The sequence below is a fragment of the Kaistia algarum genome (genome assembly GCF_026343945.1).
GTDB lineage: Bacteria > Pseudomonadota > Alphaproteobacteria > Rhizobiales > Kaistiaceae > Kaistia > Kaistia algarum.
This window is the reverse complement of record NZ_JAPKNJ010000001.1, coordinates 2,706,860-2,728,657: the sequence shown is the minus strand read 5'-3', so window position 1 is coordinate 2,728,657 and position 21,798 is coordinate 2,706,860. Positions and strand designations below refer to the sequence as shown.

The following is a 21,798-nucleotide window of genomic DNA, read 5'->3' as shown; positions in this document are numbered from 1 at the left end:
GGAACGGTTCTTTCGTCGGTCTATGTCTGCGCAGCGTGGCGATAGGCGACGAGCGATAAAGCCGAGGGCGCCGCTATGCAAGTTGCTCCTGCATGGGAGACTCAGCTCTTGAGCGCGGTGACCTCGATCTCGATCAGGATCTCCGGGTCGACCAGATCGCAGATGAGCATGGTCGCCGCCGGCCGGATATCGGCGAAGAAGCCGCCGACGATCTCGAAGACCGAATCAACCAGGGCCGCATCCTTCAGATAATAGTGGACGCGAACGACGTCGGAGAGCGTGAAGCCGCCCTCGGCGAGCGCCTTTTCGATCGTCGCCATGGCGTTTCTCGTCTGTTCCTCGACTGCCTCAGGCATGATCATCGTGGCATAATCGTAGCCGGTCGTACCGGCGACGAAGCACCACGGTCCCTGCACCACGGCACGGGAATATCCGGCGATTTTTTCGAAGGTCGAGCCGGTAGAAATCAGGCGTCGCGTCATGTCACTACCTCCTTCGTCCCGATGGCCAGTACGATTCTGGGAAAGCTCCGCACCCCGCCCGGCGAAGCGAATGCTATAGCGTTGGATCGACGCGGATATCGAAAGGTTTTTGACCGCGCCTTACAATGCCGCTAGAACCGATCTAAATTCTCTTGAGGGAGGAAGCTTACGTAAACGTAAGCTATCGAGGGTCGAAAATATGTCGAATTCCGAGGCGAAGCCGGGCCGTCCGCTCTCCCCCCATCTGCAGGTCTATCGCTGGCCCATCACGATGACGATGTCGATCCTGCATCGCGTCACAGGCGCCGCGCTCTATTTCGGAACGCTTCTTCTGGCCTGGTGGCTGATCGCCGCCGCCGCCGGCCCGGCCTATTTCGATGTCGCCAATGCCGTGTTCGGATCCTGGATCGGCCGTCTCGTGCTGTTCGGCTATAGCTGGGCCCTGATCCATCACCTGCTCGGGGGCCTGCGCCACTTCGTCTGGGATTTTGGCGCCGGCTTCTCGAAGAGCGCGCGCGACAATCTCGCCTACGCCAACATCATCGCATCCGCGATTCTGACGGTCCTCGTCTGGATCGTCGGCCTGCTCATCCACTGAAAGAGGCGACCTTCATGTCGATGAGAACGCCACTCTCCCGCGTCCGTGGCCTCGGCTCGGCCAAGGCGGGAACGGAGCATTTCTGGCACCAACGCGTCACCGGCGCCGCGCTCGCCATCCTCGTCACCGGTTTCCTGATCCTGCTAATCGCGATCGCGGGACGGCCCTATCCGGATGTGGTGGCGGTGCTCGCCAACCCCTTCGTGGCGCTGCTGATGATCCTCATGGTGGGCGCCGGAGCCTGGCATATGAAGCTCGGCATGCAGGTGATCATCGAGGATTATTTCCATGGCGCCGCGCTCGTCGCCGCCGTCATCGCCAACTCGTTCTTCTCGGTCGCGGTCGGCCTTGCCACCGCGCTCGCCCTCCTCAAGATCAGCTTCGGAGGCTGACATGGCGGAAGCCAATGGCAGCGCGACGGCCACCAATGGCCGCGCCTATCCCTTCATCGACCATACGTTCGACGTCGTCGTCGTCGGCGCTGGCGGCGCTGGCCTTCGGGCCGCTCTCGGCGCCAGCGAGGGCGGGCTAAAGACCGCTTGCATCACCAAGGTGTTCCCGACCCGCAGCCACACCGTGGCAGCGCAGGGCGGCATCTCGGCCGCGCTCGGCAATATGGGCGAGGACGATTGGCGCTTCCACATGTACGACACCGTCAAGGGGTCGGACTGGCTCGGCGATCAGGACGCGATCGAATATCTCGTCCGCCACGCCCCTGCCGCCGTCTATGAGCTCGAGCATTTCGGCGTGCCCTTCTCGCGCACCGAGGCCGGCAAGATCTACCAGCGGCCCTTCGGCGGCATGACGACGAATTTCGGCAAGGGCATCGCCCAGCGCACCTGCGCCGCCGCCGACCGCACCGGCCATGCCATCCTGCACACGCTCTATGGCCAGTCGCTGCGCCATGCGTGCGAGTTCTACATCGAGTATTTCGCGATCGACCTGATCATGGAGGACGGCGTTTGCCGCGGCGTCGTGGCGCTTTGCCTCGACGACGGCACGCTGCATCGCTTCCGCGCGACCAAGACGATCCTCGCTACCGGCGGCTATGGCCGCGCCTATTTCTCGGCGACCTCGGCCCATACTTGCACCGGCGACGGCGGCGGCATGGTGCTGCGCGCCGGCCTGCCGCTTCAGGACATGGAATTCGTGCAGTTCCATCCGACCGGTATCTATGGCGCCGGCTGCCTGATCACCGAGGGAGCGCGCGGCGAAGGTGGCTATCTCACCAATTCGGCCGGCGAGCGCTTCATGGAGCGCTATGCTCCCTCCGCCAAGGACCTCGCCTCGCGCGACGTCGTCTCGCGCGCCATGACCATGGAAATCCGCGAGGGTCGCGGCGTCGGCAAGGCAAAGGATCATATCCACCTTCACCTCGACCATCTCGACCCGGCGCTGCTGGCCGAGCGTCTGCCCGGCATTTCGGAAAGCGCCAAGATCTTCGCCGGCGTCGACCTGACCAAGGAGCCGATCCCGGTCCTGCCGACCGTCCACTACAATATGGGCGGCATCCCGACCAATTATCACGGTGAGGTGCTGACCAAGGTCGGCGGCGATCCGGATACAGTCGTGCCGGGCTTGATGGCCGTTGGCGAGGCGGCCTGCGTCTCCGTTCATGGCGCCAATCGCCTCGGCTCCAATTCGCTCACCGATCTCGTCGTCTTTGGCCGTGCCGCGGCTCTGCGCTGCATTGAGACGATACGCCCCGGCGAGAAGCAGCCTGAATTCGGGCCGACCGTGGGCGAGGCTGCGATATCCCGCCTCGACCGCCTGCGCTACGCTTCCGGCGGCACGCCGACGGCCGAGCTCCGGCTCAACATGCAGAAGGTCATGCAGTCGAACTGCGCCGTGTTCCGCACCGGCGAGGTACTCGACGAAGGACACGGCCTGATTCACGATGTCTGGAAGGCGTCCGACGATGTGCGCGTCACGGACCGGTCGCTGATCTGGAATTCCGACCTCGTCGAAACGCTCGAATTCGACAATCTGATCGTCCAGGCCGTCGTCACGATGGATTCGGCGCAGAACCGGCAGGAATCACGCGGCGCCCACGCCCGCGAGGATTTCCCGAACCGCGACGACGTCAACTGGATGAAGCATTCGCTCGCCTCGATCGACGCCGACGCCAAGACGGTGACGCTCGACGATCGGCCGGTGCACACCTACACCATGTCAAACGACATCGCCTATATCGAGCCCAAGGCTCGCGTGTACTGAGGACAATGTTGGCGACCGCACCCATCCCTCAGGCTGGTTATTCGGGGCGCTCGCTCCCCGAGAAGCTCGGCTTCAAGCCAGGGATGGCGGTTGCCTTCATTGGTCTGCCGGATGAACTCGCAAGCCTTGCCGATTCCGTTCCGTTCAACAGCGTTGCCATGGCGTCGTCCTGGGCCGAACGATTTGGAGACGATCGATCCTTCGATGCGATCCATGCCTTCACCAAACAGGCTGAAGAACTGACGACGGGCCTGCCCCGCCTGCAGGACGCGATCCGCCGTGACGGAATGATCTGGGTGTCGTGGCCCAAGAAGGCATCGAAGGTTGCGACCGACGTCACCGAGGATACCGTTCGCGCTGCGGCGCTTTCCATCGACCTCGTCGATGTCAAGGTTGCCGCCGTCGACGCTATATGGTCGGGGCTGAAACTGGTGATCCGGAAGGAGCGTCGATGAGCGCAGGCATCGATATTCCCTACTCCGACTTTGCGGCCATGGAAGCCGAGATGATCCGCGGCCCGATGGGCGATGGTCGCGACCATCTCGGGCGCAGCTTCGCAGTCTATCGCTATACGTCGCGTCGCACCGCCAAGCGCTATGACGTCGTCGTCACGACAGGCGAAAAAGAGCCGCGCTGCGTCGAATATCCGAAATACGAATAGTCCGAACCGCAATCATCAGGCAGGCCGATGGTCCAGCTCACGCTCCCCAAGAACTCGACGATCAACGAAGGCAAGGCCTGGGAACGGCCGAAAGGCGCCAACAATGTCCGCGAGTTCCGCATCTATCGCTGGAGCCCGGACGACGGCGCCAATCCGCGCGTCGACAGCTATTTCGTCGATCTCGACGATTGCGGGCCGATGGTTCTGGATGCGCTGATCAAGATCAAGAACGAAGTCGACCCGACGCTGACCTTCCGCCGGTCCTGCCGCGAGGGCATCTGCGGCTCGTGCGCCATGAATATCGACGGCTCCAACACGCTCGCCTGCACCAAGGGCATCGACGACGTGAAGGGCGCGGTGAAGATTTATCCACTGCCGCATATGCCGGTGGTGAAGGACCTCGTGCCCGACCTCACCAATTTCTACGCCCAGCACCGCTCGATCGAGCCCTGGCTCAAGACCGCGACGCCGGAGCCCGAAAAGGAATGGCTGCAGAGCCATGCCGACCGCGAGAAGCTCGACGGGCTCTATGAGTGCATCCTCTGCGCCTGCTGCTCGGCATCCTGCCCGAGCTACTGGTGGAATGGCGACCGGTATCTCGGTCCGGCCGTGCTGCTGCAGGCCTATCGCTGGCTGATCGATTCACGCGATGAAGCCAAGGGCGAGCGCCTCGACAATCTCGAGGATCCGTTCCGCCTCTATCGCTGCCACACCATCATGAACTGCGCGCAGACCTGCCCGAAGGGTTTGAACCCAGCGAAGGCGATTGCCGAGATCAAGAAGATGATGGTCGAGAGAAGGGTCTGACGCCGCTTCGTCCGGCCAATCGGCCGGGAACCGTTGCGGCCCACCGAACGTTTGCTTTCGATGGGGGCCGGATCGGAGGACAGACCATGCAAATCGTAGACGCAGGACCGCGCTGGACCATCGAGGCGATCGACCGGCTCCGCGAACTGGCGGGCGTCAGGGTGCCGGCCGAGATCATCAGCCAGGCGATGCACCGCCCGATGGACGAGATCGTCGCCAAGGCGGCCGAATTCAATTTGACGCTTTACCCCGCCGAACGCGACCTCTGACGGATGCCGCCTCCAGCGGCGCCGCATCGGTAGAGCGGCGGCCCCTTTTTCAGAGAATTCGCGAGGGATCGTAGACACGGCCAGCCGCTCCACGCAACGAGCGCCGTTTCCGGTATATTGCAGCGGTTGGTCTGGAGCGGATTCTGCGAAGGGGGTGAAGATGGCGACATTCGACCATATCGGCGTGCAGGTGAGCGACTTTGACAAGCTGCTCGCATTCTACGAATCGGCGTTGGCGCCGCTCGGAATTTCCGTGGTGATGCACATTCCGGAGGAGGCGAAGCTGAAGGGCGCGGGCTTCGGTGCGTCCGGGAAGCCTGACTTCTGGATCTGGGAAGGCGGCCGGACGACGCCTCATCTCCATTTGGCATTCGCCGCCTCCAGCCGTGCGGCGGTGGACGCGTTCTACGCGGCGGCCCTCGCTGCCGGGGCAACAGACAATGGCCCTCCGGGCATCCGCGCCATGTACCATCCAAATTATTACGGCGCCTTTGTTCTCGATCCCGACGGACACAATATCGAGGCGTGCTGCCACCACCCGGAATGACCGGCAAGTCGCACCGGCGGCAAATTCTCCCGCTGTGGCAGCGAATGCCTTGTCGTTGCGGACGAGATGGATTATTGCGCGCTCCAACGTCGGAGCCGTCCCGAAATGGCGCGGTTTCACCTCAATTGGCATGCGCGGCGAACACGATGTCGTTCGCCTTCCGGACTAGCCTGCCGCAATGCGGCTCGATTCGGCCGATAAAGGGATCAGGGGATCGAGAATGGAGAAGGTCATGCGACTCGGCCGTTTCGCGCCGCTGCTGCTGATGACGGCGCTTGCCGGTTGCGGATCCTTCGGAGCCGTCGGCCTCGGTCCGATGGACCGGTCGCAGCCGGAGAGCGACACGCTGCCTCCGGTCGCGTCGGTTCCGATCGAGAAGACCGCCCTGCCCCCGCCTGTGACCGATCCGAATGCCGTCGCGACGCTTCCGCCGGCGGATCCGAATGCCGCGACGACCCCGGCTGCCCCGGCCGCTCCTATGACCCCCTCTGTCGCGTCCGGCGCCGAAATCGGCCGCACGGACCTTCTCGGCGGATGGACGCTTTCGTCGGGCTCCGACAATTGCCAGCTCTTCATGACGCTGACGAGTTGGACGGGTGGCTATCGCGCCTCGACGCGAGGTTGCCAGTCGCCGTCGTTGAAGGGGATTTCGGCCTGGAGCCTCTCCGGCAGCGAGGTCGTGCTCGCCGGACAGGGCGGCGCCCCGGTGGCCCGGCTGTCCTCGGGCGGAAACAACCATTTCAACGGCCAGACGGTTTCGTCCCAGGCTATCTCCTTCTACCGCTGATCGAGCCATCCGCTGCGGGAGGGCTCGCGTGAGCCAGGACGCGCACCTTTCGCCGCTCGTCGCCACGGCCTATGACCGGCTGATCGCGGCCGGCGACGTCGAGGAAGACGGGGCGCAGCGCGCCCTCGTCGATAAGTTCGACGCGCTGAACCTGCGCCTCGCCACGCGGCGCCTGGCACGGAAATCGAGCTCGCTCGGCTGGCTGTTCGGCAAGCGCGACAAGGCGGCGACCGACATTCGGGGCCTCTATGTCCATGGCGAGGTCGGCCGCGGCAAGACCATGCTGATGGACCTGTTCTTCGCGAATGCCGTCATCGAGAAGAAGCGCCGCGCCCACTTCAACGATTTCATGGCCGATGTGCATGGCCGCGTCTTCCGGGTGCGCGAGGCGATCAAGGCCGGCTCGGTGAAGGGCGACGACCCGATCCCGATCGTCGCGCGCGAGATCGCCGACGAGACCGAGCTGCTCTGCTTCGATGAATTTTCCGTGACCGACATCGCCGACGCGATGATCCTCGGCCGCCTGTTCACCCAGCTTTTCGCCCGCGGCATCATCATGGTCGCAACGTCCAACGTCGCCCCCGACGATCTCTATCGCGGCGGGCTCAACCGCGACCATTTCCTGCCCTTCATCGGCCTCTTGAAGGAGCGCGTCGAGATCGTGCGCCTCGGCGCGCGGACGGATTACCGGCAGGAAAAGACACGCCGGCTGAAGGTCTATCTCACGCCGCTCGGACCGGATGCCGATGCGGCCATGGACGAGGCCTGGGCGCGGCTGACGAATGACGACCCGGGATCGCCGACGACCCTCGCCGTGCTCGGCCGCGACGTTGCCGTTCCGCGCGCGGCCAAGGGCATTGCGCGTTTCGACTTCGCCGATCTCTGCGCCCGGCCGCTGGGCCCGAGCGACTATCTCGCCATCGCCCACGCCTTCGATACCGTGCTCATCGACCATGTCCCGATCATGGATGCCGCCCGGCGCAACGAGGCCAAGCGCTTCATCACGCTGATCGACGCGCTCTATGACGGCCAGGTGAAGCTGGTGGTTTCGGCCGCGGCGGAGCCGGACGGGATCTATGTCGCCGACAGCGGAACCGAGGCCTTCGAGTTTGCCCGCACCGCCTCGCGCCTGACCGAAATGCGCTCGCAGGACTATTCGAATTTGGGCCATCGCGGGTTCATCGTCGAGACGTGACGTAAACGTCACCTTGCCCGAACGACGGCAGAATTCCTTGGCTCATCTCTTTAGTTCGACTTGCGCCGTTGCCGCAATCGGGGTATGCCGCCCTCGTTCCGGCAGCCATCCGACTGTGGACCTTACGTTTAGGTAAACCTCCATCGGGAGATCTTGCATATGGCTCGAGCTAAGATTGCCTTGATCGGTTCTGGTCAGATTGGCGGCACGCTCGCCCTTCTCGCCGGCCTCAAGGAACTCGGCGACATCGTGCTCTTCGACATCGCCGACGGCGTTCCGCAGGGCAAGGCGCTGGATATCGCCGAGGCCTCGCCGGTCGAGGGCTTCGACGCATCGATCTCCGGTGCCTCCTCCTATGCCGCGATCGAGGGCGCCGACGTCGTCATCGTCACCGCCGGCGTGCCGCGCAAGCCTGGCATGAGCCGCGACGATCTCCTCGGCATCAATCTCCAGGTGATGGAGCAGGTCGGCGCGGGCATCAAGAAATACGCGCCCGACGCTTTCGTGATCTGCATCACCAATCCGCTCGACGCGATGGTCTGGGCGCTGCAGAAATTCTCGGGCCTGCCGACGGGCAAGGTGGTCGGCATGGCCGGCGTGCTCGACAGCGCCCGCTTCCGCTATTTCCTCGCCGAGGAGTTCAAAGTCTCGGTCGAGGACGTCACCGCCTTCGTGCTCGGCGGCCACGGCGATACCATGGTACCGCTCATCCGCTATTCGACGGTCGCTGGCGTTCCGCTCACCGATCTGGTCAAGCTCGGCTGGATCGAGAAGAAGCGCCTCGACGAAATCGTCCAGCGCACGCGCGACGGCGGCGCCGAGATCGTCAACCTCCTGAAGACCGGCTCGGCTTTCTACGCCCCGGCAGCCTCGGCGATCGTCATGGCCGAGAGCTATCTGAAGGATAAGAAGCGCGTCCTCCCGGCCGCCGCCTATCTCGACGGCCAGTATGGCATCAAGGGGCGCTATATCGGCGTGCCGATCGTCATCGGCGCGTCGGGTGTCGAGCGCATCCTCGAGATCGAGCTCAACAAGGCCGAGAAGACGATGTTCGACAAGTCCGTCGCCTCGGTGGAGAGCCTGGTCGATGCCTGCGTGAAGATTGCCCCGGCGCTCGGCGCCTGATCGCCCAAGACCGGCCTGAACGACTAGCCTGAACGGCGGAAGGTGACCGATGAACATTCATGAATATCAGGCGAAGGCGTTGCTGAAGGGCTTTGGTGCGCCCGTCTCGAACGGCGTCGCCATCTTCACGCCGGCCGAGGCCGAGGCAGCGGCGCGCGATCTGGGCGGCCCGCTCTGGGTCGTCAAGTCGCAGATCCATGCCGGCGGCCGCGGCAAGGGCAAGTTCAAGGAAGAAGCGGCTGGCGAGAAGGGCGGCGTCCGTCTCGCCAAGTCGATCGAGGAGGTCAAGGCCTTCGCGAGCCAGATGCTCGGCAACACGCTGGTCACGATCCAGACCGGCCCGGCCGGCAAGCAGGTCAACCGCCTCTATGTCGAGGATGGCTCGGACATCGAGAAGGAGTTTTATCTCTCCCTCCTCGTCGACCGCGCCACCTCGCGCATCGCCTTCGTCGTTTCGACCGAGGGCGGCATGGACATCGAGGAAGTCGCCCATTCGGCGCCCGAGAAGATCAAGACCTTCTCCGTCGATCCGGCGACCGGCATCATGCCGCATCACGGCCTCACCGTCGCCAAGGCGCTCGGCCTCTCCGGCCCGCTCGCCAAGGAAGCCTACGACGTCGTCTCCAAGCTCTATGCCGCCTTCGTCGCCAAGGACATGGCGATGCTGGAGGTCAACCCGCTGATCGTCACCAAGGACGGGCATCTGAAGGTGCTCGACGCCAAGGTGTCGTTCGATTCGAACTCGCTCTACCGCCATCCGGACGTCGTCGCGCTACGCGACGAGACGGAGGAGGACCAGAAGGAGATCGAGGCCTCGAAGTATGACCTCGCCTATATCGCGCTCGACGGCACGATCGGCTGCATGGTCAATGGCGCGGGCCTTGCCATGGCGACGCTCGACATCATCCAGCTCTATGGGGAATCGCCCGCCAACTTCCTCGACGTCGGCGGCGGCGCTTCCGAGGAAAAGGTGACGGCAGCCTTCAAGATCATCACCTCCGATCCGAAGGTGAAGGGCATCCTCGTCAACATCTTCGGCGGCATCATGAAGTGCGACGTCATCGCGCGCGGCGTCATCGCCGCGGTGAAGACGGTTGGGCTCAAGGTTCCGCTGGTCGTTCGGCTCGAGGGCACGAATGTCGAACTCGGCAAGCAGATCATCCGCGAGAGCGGGCTCAACGTGATCCCCGCCGACGATCTCGACGACGCCGCCCAGAAGATCGTCAAGGCTGTGAGGGGATAACCCAAAATGGGGGCGCATCCGTATTGGTATATCGTGCCCTACGAGAGCGACGTCTCCGCCGCTCTCGGGAAGCTGCGCGAACGGGAATTCAACGCGGGACGCTATAACCCTGTTATTGAATTTCCGGAATTTCCCGTAACGGACGAGTCTCCAGCGCCTGGGCGGCAGCATGAATCAATCGAGGCTGTGTTCGACGCTTTGAATGAAATCGGATCCGCAGATGGCAGCCGATCGATTCTCGATATCTTTAACGTCGCTGATTCGCCTCTCGGCGACGACGACATACCAATCTGTACGGCCCGCCCTCTTTTTCCGAGCGATGTGCAAGAATACTTCGGCACCCAGAAGCCGACCTGGAATCAGGTAAAGGACAGCACGGCCTTTGCCAACACAATCGAACGCGGCAGTGCTGTCTACCTAAACGTCTACAAAGATGACGAGATCGAAGGCATCTTGTTCGTCGGCTACTCTTTCGATTGAGGCAGTCTACACAATGGCGCTGAGAGTCCCGATCACAACCATTCCAGCCCGCTGTCGGCTCGGTTAGTCTGAGGAAGTCATGTCCATCCTGATCGACAAGAACACCAAGCTCATCACGCAGGGCTTCACCGGCAAGAACGGCACGTTCCATTCCGAGCAGGCGCTGGCCTATGGCACCAAGGTTGTCGGCGGCACCTCACCCGGCAAGGGCGGCTCGGTTCATCTTGGCCTGCCGGTGTTCGACACCGTCGCCGAGGCCCGCGAGGCCACCGGCGCCGATGCCTCGGTGATCTATGTTCCCCCGCCCGGCGCGGCCGACGCGATCTGCGAGGCGATCGACGCCGAGATCCCGCTCATCGTCTGCATCACCGAGGGCATCCCGGTGCTCGACATGGTCAAGGTGAAGCGCTCGCTCTCCGGTTCGAAGTCGCGGCTGATCGGGCCGAACTGCCCCGGCGTCGTCACGGCCGGCCAGTCGAAGATCGGCATCATGCCGGCCAACATCTTCAAGACGGGCAGCGTCGGCATCGTCTCCCGCTCGGGCACGCTGACCTATGAAGCCGTGTTCCAGACGACCAATGAAGGCCTCGGCCAGACCACGGCCGTCGGCATCGGCGGCGACCCGGTCAAGGGCACCGAGTTCATCGACATCCTCGAAATGTTCCTCGCCGACGAGCATACGACCTCGATCGTCATGATCGGCGAGATCGGCGGCTCGGCCGAGGAAGAAGCGGCGCAGTTCATCAAGGACGAGGCCAAGCGCGGCCGGAAGAAGCCGATGGTCGGCTTCATCGCCGGACGCACCGCGCCTCCCGGACGGCGCATGGGCCATGCCGGCGCGATCATCTCGGGCGGCAAGGGCGGCGCGGAAGACAAGATCGCGGCGATGGAATCGGCGGGAATTCGTGTCTCGCCGTCGCCGGCGCGCCTTGGAAAGACCTTGGTTGAGGTCTTGAAGGGATAGGCGAAACTACCGACATTCCGGGGGCGGAATTTCGGTATAAACATCAAGGCGCGGCGAGGCCGCCGCGCAATCAGGGAGAGAGGGGCCGGGCTCCTCACAAGATCATGTCACGTGAGCCGTCGAATTCGGCCTTTGCCACCTCTTCCTTCCTCTATGGCGGCAATGCCGCCTATATCGAAGACCTTCACGCCCGTTACCAGAACGATCCTTCGTCGGTCGATACGGAGTGGCGTGATTTCTTTTCGGCTTTGCAGGACGACCCGACGTCGATCGCGGCCGAGGCGCGCGGCGCCACCTGGGAAAAGCCGAACTGGCCGATCCCTGCCAATGGCGAACTGGTCTCCGCTCTCGATGGCAATTGGGCCCAGGTCGAGAAGATCGTCACCGATAAGCTGAAGGCGAAGGCGCCGCCGACGCCGGCCATCGGCAATGGCACGGCCGCCGCCGTCCCCTCCGAGGCGGCGATCCAGCAGGCGGCGCGTGATTCCGTTCGCGCCATCATGATGATCCGCGCGTATCGCATGCGCGGCCATCTTCACGCCGATCTCGATCCTCTGCATCTGGCGACTATCGGCGATCACGAGGAGCTGCATCCCTCCTCCTACGGCTTCACCGAGGCCGACTACGGCCGCAAGATTTTCATCGACAATGTGCTGGGGCTCGAATTCGCCACCATCCCCGAGATGCTGGCAATCCTGAAGCGGACCTATTGCTCGACGCTCGGCGTCGAGTTCATGCACATCTCCGATCCGGCGGAAAAGGCCTGGATCCAGGGCCGCATCGAGGGGCCAGACAAGGCGATCACCTTCACGCCCGAGGGCAAGAAGGCGATCCTGAACAAACTCATCGAGGCCGAAGGCTTCGAGAAGTTTCTGGACGTCAAGTTCACCGGCACCAAGCGTTTCGGCCTCGACGGCGGCGAGTCGCTGATTCCGGCGTTGGAGCAGATCATCAAGCGCGGCGGCAATCTCGGCGTCCATGAGATCGTGCTCGGCATGTCGCATCGCGGCCGGCTGAACGTGCTGACGCAGGTGCTGGCCAAGCCGCACCGCGCGCTTTTCCACGAATTCAAGGGCGGCTCCTTCACCCCCGACGACGTCGAAGGCTCGGGAGACGTCAAGTACCATCTGGGCGCCTCGTCGGACCGTGAGTTCGACGGCAATAAGGTGCACCTGTCGCTGACCGCGAACCCGTCGCATTTAGAGATCGTCGACCCGGTCGTGCTCGGAAAGGCGCGCGCCAAGCAGGACGGCCACAAGGACTATGTCCGCACCGGCACGCTGCCGCTGCTGATTCACGGCGACGCCGCCTTTGCCGGCCAGGGCGTGGTCGCGGAGTGCTTCGGCCTCTCCGGCCTCAAGGGTCACCGTACGGGCGGCTCGATCCACTTCATCGTCAACAACCAGATTGGCTTCACGACCAATCCGCGCTTCTCGCGCTCCTCGCCCTACCCCTCCGACGTCGCCAAGATGATCGAGGCGCCGATCTTCCATGTGAACGGCGACGACCCGGAAGCCGTGGTTTACGCCGCCAAGATCGCGATCGAGTTCCGGCAGAAGTTCCACAAGCCGGTCGTCATCGACATGTTCTGCTATCGCCGGTTCGGCCATAACGAAGGCGATGAGCCGGCGTTCACCCAGCCGCTGATGTACAAGAACATCCGCAGCCATCCGGCGATCGTCGAGATCTACGCCAAGAAGCTGGTCGATGAAGGCCTCGTCACGACGGAAGAGGTCGAGGAAGCCAAGGCCAACTGGCGCAACCGCCTCGAAGCCGAATTCGAATCCGGCCAGTCCTACAAGCCCAATAAGGCCGACTGGCTCGATGGCGCCTGGGCTGGATTCAAGGTCGCGCAGGCCGATGATGATCCCCGCCGCGGCAAGACCGGCCTGGAACTCGACGAACTGAAGCGGATCGGCGCGCGGCTGACTGACGTGCCGAAGGATTTTCACGTCCACAAGACGGTGCAGCGCTTCCTCGATAACCGCCGCAAGGCGATCGAGACCGGCATCGGCATCGACTGGGCAACCGCCGAGGCGCTCGCCTTCGCAACGGTCGCCGTAGAAGGCCACCCCGTTCGCCTTTCCGGCCAGGACGTCGAGCGCGGCACCTTCTCGCAGCGCCATACCGTGCTGTACGACCAGGAGACGGAAGAGCGCTTCATCCCGCTGAATAACATCCAGGAAGGCCAGGCGCAGTACGAGGTCATCAATTCGATGCTCTCGGAAGAGGCGGTGCTGGGCTTCGAATATGGCTATTCGCTCAGCCAGCCGAACACGCTGACGCTATGGGAGGCGCAGTTCGGCGACTTCGCCAACGGCGCGCAGGTCGTCTTCGACCAGTTCATCTCGTCCGGCGAGCGCAAGTGGCTGCGCATGTCCGGGCTCGTCTGCCTGCTGCCGCACGGCTATGAAGGCCAGGGCCCCGAACACTCCTCGGCGCGCCTTGAGCGGTTCCTGCAGATGTGCGCCGAAGACAATATGCAGGTTGCGAATGTCACGACGCCGTCGAACTATTTCCACATCCTGCGGCGCCAGCTCAACCGCGACATCCGCAAGCCCTTGATCCTGATGACGCCGAAGTCGCTGCTGCGCCACAAGCGCGCCGTGTCGCATCTCGCGCAATTCGGGCCGCTCTCCTCGTTCCATCGCCTGCTTTGGGACGATGCCGAGTTCCTGCCGGACCAGCCGATCAAGCTGACGACCGATGACAAGATCCGCCGCGTCGTCGTCTGCTCCGGCAAGGTCTATTACGACCTCTACGAGGAACGCGAAAAGCGCGGCATCAACGACGTCTATCTGATGCGCGTCGAGCAGCTCTATCCGTTCCCGCTCAAGGCGCTGGTCGGCGAGTTCGTCCGCTTCAAGAATGCGGAGGTCGTGTGGTGCCAGGAAGAGCCGCGCAACATGGGCGCCTGGTCCTTTGTCGAGCCCAATCTCGAATGGGTGCTCGGCCAGGCCGGCGGCTCAGCGAAGCGCGCCCGTTATGTCGGTCGCCCGGCATCGGCGGCAACCGCTACCGGCCTCATGTCCAAGCATCTGGCCCAGTTGAACGCCTTCCTCGATGACGCCTTCGCTTAAGGGATAGCGGCCGCAAGGCCGCTATCCGCCGCCCTCCTCTCATCCGAACCGAACCGCAGAGACCCCCGTCATGGCCACCGAAATCCGCGTACCTACCCTCGGCGAATCCGTGACAGAGGCAACCATCGGGCGCTGGTTCAAGAAGGTCGGCGAGACCGTCGCCGCCGACGAGCCGATCGTCGAGCTCGAAACCGACAAGGTGACGATCGAGGTCCCCGCCCCGGCGTCCGGCGTCCTGGAGGCTCTCGCGGCCAAGGATGGCGAAACGGTAGGCGTCGGCGCCCTGCTCGGCACCATTGCCGGCAACGGCGCGGGTGCCGTGAAGGCGGAGGCCGTAAAGGCCGAACCGGCCAAGGCCGAGGCGCCGAAGCCTGCAAAAGCGGCTCCTGCCAAGACGGCGGCTTCGGACGCGAACGGCCCGGCCGTTGCCAAGCTCGCTGCCGAAAGCGGCGTCGACACGGCGTCGGTTGCCGGCTCCGGCAAGGATGGCCGTGTCACCAAGGGCGATCTCATCGGCGCGATCGCGGCAGGTGCGACAGCGCCGGTCGCCGCGGCACCGGCACCGGCCGCTCCCGTCGCCATGCGGGCGCCCTCGCCGGCTGACGATGCCTCGCGCGAAGAGCGCGTGCGCATGACCAAGCTGCGCCAGACGATCGCGCGCCGGCTGAAGGACGCGCAGAACACCGCCGCCATGCTGACGACCTTCAACGAGGTCGACATGAGCGCCGTGATGGCGCTGCGTACCCAGTACAAGGACATCTTCGAGAAGAAGCACGGCGCCAAGCTTGGCTTCATGGGCTTCTTCGTGAAGGCCGTGATCCAGGCGCTCAAGGACATCCCGGCGGTCAACGCCGAGATCGACGGCACCGACCTCGTCTACAAGAATTATTACCACATCGGCATCGCCGTCGGCACCGACAAGGGCCTTGTCGTTCCTGTGGTTCGCGACGCCGACCAGCTGTCGCTCGCCGATATCGAGAAGACCATCGCCGGCTATGGCAAGCGCGCCCGTGACGGCCAGCTCAAGATCGAGGAGATGCAGGGTGGCACCTTCACGATTACCAATGGCGGCATCTATGGGTCGCTGATGTCGACGCCGATCCTGAACGCGCCGCAGTCGGGCATTCTCGGCATGCACAAGATCCAGGAGCGGCCGATGGTCGTCGGCGGCAAGATCGAGATCCGCCCGATGATGTATCTGGCGCTCTCCTATGATCACCGTGTCGTCGACGGCAAGGAAGCCGTGACCTTCCTCGTCCGCGTCAAGGAGAGCCTGGAAGATCCGCAGCGGATCATCCTGGACCTCTGAGCCGGCGCGCTCAGCGAAGCGGGGGCTGACATGGCGGGCGTGGTGATAGTGACCGGAGGCGGGCGCGGCATTGGCCGAGCCGTGTCGCTCGGCGCCGCCCGTCGTGGCTATTCTGTCCTCGTCAACTATGCCGGCAATGCAGAGGCCGCGGCCTCCGTGGTCGGCGCGATCCGCGCCGCCGGCGGTACCGCCGAGGCGGTGCAGGGCGATGTCGCGGTCGAGGCGGATGTGCTGCGCATCTTCGAGGCGGCCGACCGTCTCGGGCAGCTGGCGGCGCTCGTCAACAATGCCGGCATCCTGACGCAGAAGGGTCGGGTCGACGAAACGAACGTCGATCAGCTCCGTCGCACCTTTGACGTCAATGTCATCGGCAGCTTCCTCTGCGCCCGCGAAGCGATCCGGAGGCTGTCGACCCGGCATGGCGGCAAGGGCGGCTCCATCATCAACCTGACATCCGTCGCCGCCCTGCTGGGCGCGCCCGGCAAGAATGTCGACTACGCCGCCTCCAAGGGCGCGATCGACAGTTTCACCACGGGTCTGGCGCGCGAGGTCGCGGACGAGATGATCCGCGTCAATGCGATACGCCCCGGCATCATCGATACCGAAATTCATCTGAGCGGCGGCGATCCCGGTCGCGTGGCGGAAATGCGCGCCCAGATTCCCATGAAGCGCGAGGGTTCGGCGGAGGAAGTCGCCAACGCCGTGCTCTGGCTGTTGTCGGACGAAGCCTCCTACGTGACCGGCGCGACCATCGCCGTGACCGGCGGACGCTGAGGCCGCAAGGAACAAAGAGGAAAGAGACATGCCGGATCGCTACGACGTCATCGTGATCGGCTCGGGTCCGGGCGGTTATGTCGGCGCCATCAAGGCGGCGCAGCTTGGCCTCAAGGTCGCCGTGGTCGAGAAGATGAGGACCTATGGCGGCACCTGCCTCAACATTGGCTGCATCCCGTCCAAGGCGCTGCTGCACGCCTCCGAACGTTTCGAGGAAGTCGGCCATCTCGGCAAGCTCGGCATAAAGCTCGACGCCGCCTCGCTCGACCTGCCGACCATGCTCGGCCACAAGGACGCGACGGTGAAGTCGAATGTCGACGGCGTCGCCTATCTGTTCAAGAAGAACAAGATCGACGGCTATACCGGAACCGCGACGATCCTCGCTCCCGGCAAGGTCGCCGTCGCCAAGGCAGACGGCTCGACTGAGACGCTCGAGGCGAAATCGATCGTCATTGCCACCGGCTCCGATTCGACGCCGCTGCCGGGCGTGACCATCGATGAAGAACGTATCGTCAGCTCGACCGGCGCGCTGTCGCTGCCCAAGGTTCCCGGCAAGCTGGTCGTCGTCGGCGCCGGCGTCATCGGCCTTGAGCTCGGCTCGGTCTGGCGCCGCCTCGGCGCCGAGGTGACCGTGGTCGAATTCCTCGACCGCATCCTCCCCGGCATGGACAATGAGGTCTCTCGTCAATTCCAGCGCATGCTGGAGAAGCAGGGCGTCGCCTTCAAGCTCGGCACCAAGGTCACAGCTGTCGACACCTCCGGCAAGACGCTGAAAGTCACCATCGAGCCGGCCAAGGAAGGCGAGGCGGCGGCGCAGACGCTGGAAGCCGACATCGTCCTCATCGCCATCGGCCGCCGTCCCTATACCGAAGGTCTAGGGCTCGAAGCGGTCGGCGTAGAGCTCGATGAGCGCAGGCGCGTCAAGGTCGACGGCCACTACCAGACCAATGTTCCCGGCATCTACGCGATCGGCGACGTGATCGCCGGGCCGATGCTCGCGCACAAGGCCGAGGATGAAGGCGTCGCCATCGCCGAGATCCTCGCCGGCCAGGCTGGCCATGTGAACTACGGCGCCATACCGAGCGTCGTCTACACCAGCCCCGAGATCGCTACCGTCGGCAAGACGGAAGAGGAGCTGAAGGCGGCCGGCATCGACTACAAGGTTGGCAAGTTCCCGTTCTCCGCCAATGGCCGCGCGCGGGCGATGCTGGCCACGGACGGTTTCGTCAAGATCCTCTCCGACGCCAAGACCGACCGCGTCCTTGGCGGCCATATCGTCGGTGCCGGCGCCGGCGAAATGATCCACGAGATCGTCGTGCTGATGGAATTCGCCGGCTCGGCCGAGGATCTCGGCCGCACCACCCACGCCCACCCGACCATGTCGGAAAGCGTCAAGGAAGCCGCGCTCGCCGCCTGGACCAAGCCGATCCACCTGTGAGACGAGGCCGTTCGCTCAGGCGAGCGGCCGGTCCTTCGTTTCGACGTCGATCATCGTGGTCGCGATGGCCGCCAGCAGCAGCAGCGCCGAAAAGACACCGAGCGCAACGTTGAAGCTGTAGCCGACCACGATCCCGACCAACGTCGGCGCGAACAGCCCGCCGAGCCGGGCCATCGCACCCGCGATGCCCATGCCGCTTGCCCGCAGCGTCGTCGGGTAGAGTTCGGGCGTGAAGGCGTAGAGCGCGCCCCAGGTGCCGAGCAGGGCGAAGCTCATCAGGAGCATGGAGCCGGCGATCGCGCCCGGATCCGAAAGGACCGCGTAGAGGAAGCAGCCGGCGGCCGAGAGCAGCAGGAAGGCGATCAGCGTCGGCTTGCGGCCATAGCGTTCGACGCCGTAAGCCGCGAGCGCATAGCCGGGGATTTGCGCGATCGCCAGGAGCACCAGGAAGCCATAGCCGCGCACGAAACCATGGCCCTCGGTGACGAGCTTGCCCGGCAGCCAGGTGAAGACGCCGTAATAGGCGATGGATACCAGCAGCCAGGCTGCGAATATTGCGATGCTTCGGCGGCGGTGGATCGGCGAGAACAGCGCCGACATCGGCTCGCGAATGTCTTTTGGCTCGGCTAGCGCCCCGGCGAGAACCTTGCCGCCATTGGCGCGGGCGACCCGGTCGAGAATTTCCTTGGCGGGGCCCGGAGCGCCCGATTGCAGGAGGTAATAGGGAGATTCCGGCACGAGGAAGCGGAGACCGAGACCGATCAGCGCCGGCAATCCGGTTATCACGAAGATGAACCGCCAGGTCTCGTTGAAGCCGGCGCTCGCCGCGTACCAGGCAGCCAGCGCCACGACGAGGGTGCCGACTGCCCAGAAGCCTTCCAGCGCCACCAGCCAGCGACCACGCCGCCGCGACGGCAGGAACTCGGCCATCATCGCATAGTCGACGGGCAGCGTGCCGCCAACGGCAAGGCCGGTCAGGAAGCGGAAGCTCAGCAGGACGGGGAAGCTCGGGGCGAAGGCGGAGGCGAGACCGAAGACCGCATCGATCAGCACGGTGACGATCAGCAAATTGCGCCGACCGATCCGGTCAGCCAGGCGGCCGAAGAACGCGGCTCCGATCAACATGCCGACGAAAAACAGCGTGCCGGTCTGAAGCGCCTGCGGCACAGTGAGGCCGAAGCTCGCCGCGATCGAGGGCGCCGTGAAGCCGATGGCCAGCACCTGCATGGCATCGGCGGCCCAAACCAAGCCGAAGATCAGGAACAATTTGCGCTGGAAACGTCCGGTTCCTGCCGCCTCCAGTGCCTCGTCGACCGTGATCTGCCGTATTGCCATCGCCCTGCCTCGCGCCACCGACTCGTCGCCCTGCCGAACATTAGGGCTTGATCGCCGCCGAGCGAACCCCTAACCAGACCAACCCTTTTCCCCTCCCCTTCCGGAGCGTTTCCATGAGCGCCTGCGGCCTCGACTTCGGCACGTCCAATACGACGCTCGGCATGGCGAAGCCACAGTTGCATCTGGTTCCGCTGGAAGGCGGAGAGGTGACGATTCCGAGCGCCATCTTCTATGCCCGCGACGCCGCGCCGCTGGTCGGCCGCGAGGCGATCCGCGCCTATGTCGAGGGCCGCGACGGCCGGCTGATGCGAAGCCTCAAGTCCGTTCTCGGCAATCCGCTGATCGACGAGACGACGCAGGTCGGCCGAGCGCGCGTCGGCTTCCGCTCGGTGATCGGCCATTTCATTCAGGTGATGAAGCGCCGTGCCGAAATGGCGAGTGGCCGCACGCTGACCTCCGTCGTTCATGGCCGGCCGGTGCATTTCGTCGATGGCGATGCGAGCGGGGATCGAAAGGCCGAGGAGTCGCTCCGCACCATCGCGCTTGAAGCCGGCTTCCGCGACGTCTCGTTCCAATATGAACCGATCGCCGCCGCGCTAGACTACGAGCAGCAGGTGAGCCGAGAAGAGGTGGCGCTGATCGCCGATATCGGCGGCGGCACCTCCGACTTTTCGATCGTGCGGATCGGGCCCGAGCGGCGGCGCCGTCCCGACCGCGTTTCCGACATCCTCGCCAATGACGGCATTCGCGTCGGCGGCACGGATTTCGACCGCCTGCTCAGCCTTGGCACAGTCATGCCGTTGCTCGGCTTCAGGAGTTCGATGCGCCGCGCCGGCCTGCCGGTGCCATCCGGCTATTATTTCGACCTCGCAACCTGGTCGACGATCAACCGGCTCTATGAGCGTGGCGTCCAGCATCAGCTCAACGAGGTTCGCCGCGACGCGCAGCATCCCGAGCGGATCGAACGCCTGATTCACGTCGTCGAGGAACGCGGCGGACACCGCCTCGCCATCGACGTCGAAGGCGCCAAGATCGCGCTGTCGGCCGAACCGGCGGTCCAGGTGCTGCTCGACTGGATCGAAAGGGGCCTCGCGGTCGCGATCGGACGTGACGATCTGATCGGCCATACGCGCGAACTCGCCGATCGCATCGCGGCCCGTATCAGCGACTGCCTGAACGATGCCGGCCTGAGGGCCGATCAGATTGATGCGCTGTTCCTGACCGGCGGCTCCACACGCCTTGCCCATGTCCGCGCGGCGATCCTCGCCATGGCGCCGGAGGCGAAGGTCGTCGATGGCGACACCTTCGGCTCCGTCGGCATGGGTCTCACCATCGAGGCGGCAAACCGCTATGGCGATTTGGCCGCCTGACGCCGGTCCGAGATGGTAAACCAGGCGATGCCGGCGATGACGAGCACGGTACCGAGCCATTCGATCGGGCTCAGCCATTCGCCGAGGACGATCATAGCGAGGAAGATGGTGCCGACCGGCGACAGCATGCCGATCGTCGCATTGGACGAGGCGGGGATGCGCTGCAGGGCGGCATTCATGAAGAAGGACGGCAGCACCGTCGCCCCGATCGCCAGGAAGCAGCCAATGGCGAAAATGCGCGGAGAAACCATCATCGCCGAGAGCGGATGGGTCAGCGCGAACTGGATGACGACGGCTACCCCGGCCGAGATCATCGCGATGCAGGTAAAGAGCCCCGACCCGATGCGCTCGATCAGTCCCTTGGCCAGCAATTGGTACATGGCGAAGGTAACGGCGGCACAGAGCACGACGCTGACGCCGAAGACGATGCCGACGGGCGAGGCAGCCGCGAATTCATTGAACATCAGTGCCAGGCCGCCATAGGCGACGCCAAACGCGATCAACGCCCGTGGCCGTACCTTCTGGCCGAAGAAGGCGGCGCCGAACAGAACGACCCAGAGCGGATAGGTGAACAGGATCAGCCGCTCGAACTGGGCCGAGATGGTTTCGAGGCCGAGAAAGTCGAGATAGGACGACACCCAGTAGCCGAGCAGTCCGACCAGAACGATGCGCAGGATGAGTCCGCCGGCGATCGGCGGGCGGCGCAACCTTCGGCGATCGGCCAGCGCGATGGCGCCGATGATCACATAGACCGGCATGGCGAGGATCATGCGCAGCGCCAGCAGCGTCTCGGCATCGACGCCCTCGGCATAGGCGAGCTTGATCGCAATGCCCTTCGACGAGAACAGCAGCGCGCCGGCGGCGGCGAAGCCATAACCGAACAGCCGGCTGCGGCGCGCCGCCCGGTCGGTGGGAGTTATCCTTGTGGTGGTGGCAGTCATTGCGTTCGTTCTCGTCTTGCAAGGTGCGGGGAGACGAACGCGTCGCGGCGGCGAGTGGTCCGTCGACCATGCGCCGGACCGGGGATGACGTCAGATACCGTCCCGGTCGCGCATGGCGCCAGGAATAAGAAGCCAGGAAGGGATGGCCGAACGGATCATGACGAGACTTTCCTAGC

At 64.3% G+C, this 21,798-nt stretch carries 22 protein-coding genes; 19 read left to right on the top strand and 3 right to left on the bottom strand.

The window, feature by feature from the left end:
* Positions 1 to 101 precede the first annotated feature (101 nt).
* On the bottom strand, positions 102 to 482 hold the full coding sequence (locus tag OSH05_RS13085; protein ID WP_104219777.1) for a RidA family protein: 381 nt from the start codon (positions 480 to 482) through the stop codon (positions 102 to 104).
* 199 nt (positions 483 to 681) lie between these two features.
* On the opposite strand from OSH05_RS13085, the gene sdhC reads away from it, so the two are divergent.
* The 18 genes from sdhC to lpdA all read left to right on the top strand — a co-directional run bounded on the left by sdhC (position 682) and on the right by lpdA (position 17,976).
* On the top strand, positions 682 to 1,080 hold the full coding sequence (gene sdhC, locus OSH05_RS13080) for a succinate dehydrogenase, cytochrome b556 subunit (RefSeq protein ID WP_104219776.1): 399 nt from the start codon (positions 682 to 684) through the stop codon (positions 1,078 to 1,080).
* Between the two features lie 14 nt (positions 1,081 to 1,094).
* On the top strand, positions 1,095 to 1,472 hold the full coding sequence (gene sdhD / locus OSH05_RS13075; RefSeq protein WP_165801619.1) for a succinate dehydrogenase, hydrophobic membrane anchor protein: 378 nt from the start codon (positions 1,095 to 1,097) through the stop codon (positions 1,470 to 1,472).
* A gap of 1 nt (position 1,473) precedes the next feature.
* Positions 1,474 to 3,297 carry a succinate dehydrogenase flavoprotein subunit gene (gene sdhA / locus OSH05_RS13070; protein WP_104219775.1) on the top strand — a complete coding sequence of 608 codons (1,824 nt, stop codon included), beginning with the start codon at positions 1,474 to 1,476 and terminating at the stop codon, positions 3,295 to 3,297.
* A gap of 83 nt (positions 3,298 to 3,380) precedes the next feature.
* Complete coding sequence (locus tag OSH05_RS13065; RefSeq protein WP_266352309.1) at positions 3,381 to 3,752, top strand: DUF3052 domain-containing protein; 372 nt, start codon at positions 3,381 to 3,383, stop codon at positions 3,750 to 3,752.
* Positions 3,749 to 3,958 carry a hypothetical protein gene (locus OSH05_RS13060; protein WP_104219773.1) on the top strand — a complete coding sequence of 70 codons (210 nt, stop codon included), beginning with the start codon at positions 3,749 to 3,751 and terminating at the stop codon, positions 3,956 to 3,958. The genes OSH05_RS13065 and OSH05_RS13060 overlap by 4 nt, the downstream gene beginning before the upstream one ends.
* Before the next feature lie 27 nt (positions 3,959 to 3,985).
* Positions 3,986 to 4,765, top strand: a complete 780-nt coding sequence (locus tag OSH05_RS13055; protein ID WP_104219772.1) for a succinate dehydrogenase iron-sulfur subunit — start codon at positions 3,986 to 3,988, stop codon at positions 4,763 to 4,765.
* An 86-nt stretch (positions 4,766 to 4,851) separates the two neighbouring features.
* On the top strand, positions 4,852 to 5,034 hold the full coding sequence (locus OSH05_RS13050) for a hypothetical protein (protein WP_104219771.1): 183 nt from the start codon (positions 4,852 to 4,854) through the stop codon (positions 5,032 to 5,034).
* Positions 5,035 to 5,194: 160 nt separating this feature from the next.
* Positions 5,195 to 5,581 carry a VOC family protein gene (locus OSH05_RS13045; protein ID WP_104219770.1) on the top strand — a complete coding sequence of 129 codons (387 nt, stop codon included), beginning with the start codon at positions 5,195 to 5,197 and terminating at the stop codon, positions 5,579 to 5,581.
* A 232-nt stretch (positions 5,582 to 5,813) separates the two neighbouring features.
* Entirely contained in the window at positions 5,814 to 6,368 is a 555-nt protein-coding gene (locus tag OSH05_RS13040; protein WP_207778768.1) for an AprI/Inh family metalloprotease inhibitor, read from the top strand.
* 28 nt (positions 6,369 to 6,396) lie between these two features.
* Positions 6,397 to 7,563 carry a cell division protein ZapE gene (gene zapE / locus OSH05_RS13035; RefSeq protein ID WP_104219769.1) on the top strand — a complete coding sequence of 389 codons (1,167 nt, stop codon included), beginning with the start codon at positions 6,397 to 6,399 and terminating at the stop codon, positions 7,561 to 7,563.
* Between the two features lie 159 nt (positions 7,564 to 7,722).
* Positions 7,723 to 8,688, top strand: coding sequence for a malate dehydrogenase (mdh, locus tag OSH05_RS13030; protein ID WP_104219768.1), 966 nt, complete (start codon positions 7,723 to 7,725; stop codon positions 8,686 to 8,688).
* A 49-nt stretch (positions 8,689 to 8,737) separates the two neighbouring features.
* Positions 8,738 to 9,931, top strand: a complete 1,194-nt coding sequence (gene sucC, locus OSH05_RS13025) for an ADP-forming succinate--CoA ligase subunit beta (protein ID WP_104219767.1) — start codon at positions 8,738 to 8,740, stop codon at positions 9,929 to 9,931.
* A 6-nt stretch (positions 9,932 to 9,937) separates the two neighbouring features.
* Complete coding sequence (locus tag OSH05_RS13020) at positions 9,938 to 10,411, top strand: hypothetical protein (protein WP_104219766.1); 474 nt, start codon at positions 9,938 to 9,940, stop codon at positions 10,409 to 10,411.
* Between the two features lie 79 nt (positions 10,412 to 10,490).
* A complete protein-coding gene (gene sucD / locus OSH05_RS13015) occupies positions 10,491 to 11,375 on the top strand; it encodes a succinate--CoA ligase subunit alpha (RefSeq protein WP_104219765.1) in 885 nt (294 codons plus the stop codon).
* Positions 11,376 to 11,479: 104 nt separating this feature from the next.
* Positions 11,480 to 14,455, top strand: coding sequence for a 2-oxoglutarate dehydrogenase E1 component (locus OSH05_RS13010; RefSeq protein ID WP_104219764.1), 2,976 nt, complete (start codon positions 11,480 to 11,482; stop codon positions 14,453 to 14,455).
* 70 nt (positions 14,456 to 14,525) lie between these two features.
* Positions 14,526 to 15,764: a 2-oxoglutarate dehydrogenase complex dihydrolipoyllysine-residue succinyltransferase gene (gene odhB / locus OSH05_RS13005; RefSeq protein ID WP_104219763.1), complete on the top strand. Its 1,239-nt coding sequence runs from the start codon at positions 14,526 to 14,528 to the stop codon at positions 15,762 to 15,764.
* Positions 15,765 to 15,794: 30 nt separating this feature from the next.
* Positions 15,795 to 16,538: an SDR family oxidoreductase gene (locus tag OSH05_RS13000; RefSeq protein WP_104219762.1), complete on the top strand. Its 744-nt coding sequence runs from the start codon at positions 15,795 to 15,797 to the stop codon at positions 16,536 to 16,538.
* Between the two features lie 28 nt (positions 16,539 to 16,566).
* A complete protein-coding gene (gene lpdA / locus OSH05_RS12995; RefSeq protein ID WP_104219761.1) occupies positions 16,567 to 17,976 on the top strand; it encodes a dihydrolipoyl dehydrogenase in 1,410 nt (469 codons plus the stop codon).
* A gap of 15 nt (positions 17,977 to 17,991) precedes the next feature.
* Here lpdA and OSH05_RS12990 read toward each other — a convergent pair whose 3' ends face one another.
* A complete protein-coding gene (locus OSH05_RS12990; protein WP_104219839.1) occupies positions 17,992 to 19,305 on the bottom strand; it encodes an MFS transporter in 1,314 nt (437 codons plus the stop codon).
* 119 nt (positions 19,306 to 19,424) lie between these two features.
* Between OSH05_RS12990 and OSH05_RS12985 the strand changes: the two genes are divergently transcribed.
* Positions 19,425 to 20,681, top strand: a complete 1,257-nt coding sequence (locus tag OSH05_RS12985; protein ID WP_104219760.1) for an Hsp70 family protein — start codon at positions 19,425 to 19,427, stop codon at positions 20,679 to 20,681.
* Here OSH05_RS12985 and OSH05_RS12980 read toward each other — a convergent pair.
* On the bottom strand, positions 20,660 to 21,622 hold the full coding sequence (locus tag OSH05_RS12980; protein ID WP_104219759.1) for a DMT family transporter: 963 nt from the start codon (positions 21,620 to 21,622) through the stop codon (positions 20,660 to 20,662). The two genes, OSH05_RS12985 and OSH05_RS12980, sit on opposite strands and share 22 nt — an antisense overlap.
* Between the last annotated feature and the right edge of the window lie 176 nt (positions 21,623 to 21,798).